Below are 560 nucleotides of genomic sequence, written 5' to 3' on the forward strand. Positions count from 1 at the left end.
GGGAACCCAGTCTGCCCACGAGCCGGACGCGGAGACGCTTTCGTACTGGCCGATAATGGCGGTGTAGGCGGCGCGACGACGAACGACGTGGCTTTCACCGACAGTGATCTCTTCGCCGGTCAGAGCGGCCCAGCGATCAGGATGCCAGCACCGCACCGACCTACGGGCATTCTCGACTTGGAGGGCGATCCCGAGCACCGGCAGGCGCCGGAACTCGCTCGCGAAGCCGTAGAGGACTAGCGCATAGTCGACATCCTCCTCGTAGAAAGGGTCAGTACGGCGCAGCGCATCAGCCATAGCTGCCTGGCGCTCGTCGGACAGGACGTAGCCACCATGGCTGGGGGTCGAGACGCGCCATATACCGGGGAGGACTTGGTCGGCGCGATCGGGTGAGCCCCATGGCGTGGTTTCTGGTCGAGGGCTCGGCTGGAAGCGGGTCATCTGTCATCTCCCTTCTGGATCGGACAGGCCCCTCCCTCTCTCCTTCACTGGATCTAGGATGATCCGATATGCAGCTGGTCGAGCACGGCCGCCTCGAGAGCGTCATGTTCGAGATCCTC

The 560-nt window shown here is 63.9% G+C and carries 1 protein-coding gene; it reads right to left on the reverse strand.

Annotated elements, in window-relative coordinates; translation table 11 throughout:
• Nucleotides 1–441 (reverse strand): hypothetical protein (locus tag AACY52_RS29650; protein WP_339561276.1); only part of this gene is annotated, 441 nt, incomplete at its 3' end.
• Nucleotides 442–560: the final 119 nt, after the last annotated feature.

Origin of the sequence: Pseudomonas sp. EA_65y_Pfl1_P113 (genome assembly GCF_963970525.1) — a bacterium.
In the GTDB taxonomy this organism is placed as follows: Bacteria; Pseudomonadota; Gammaproteobacteria; order Pseudomonadales; family Pseudomonadaceae; genus Aquipseudomonas; species Aquipseudomonas tritici.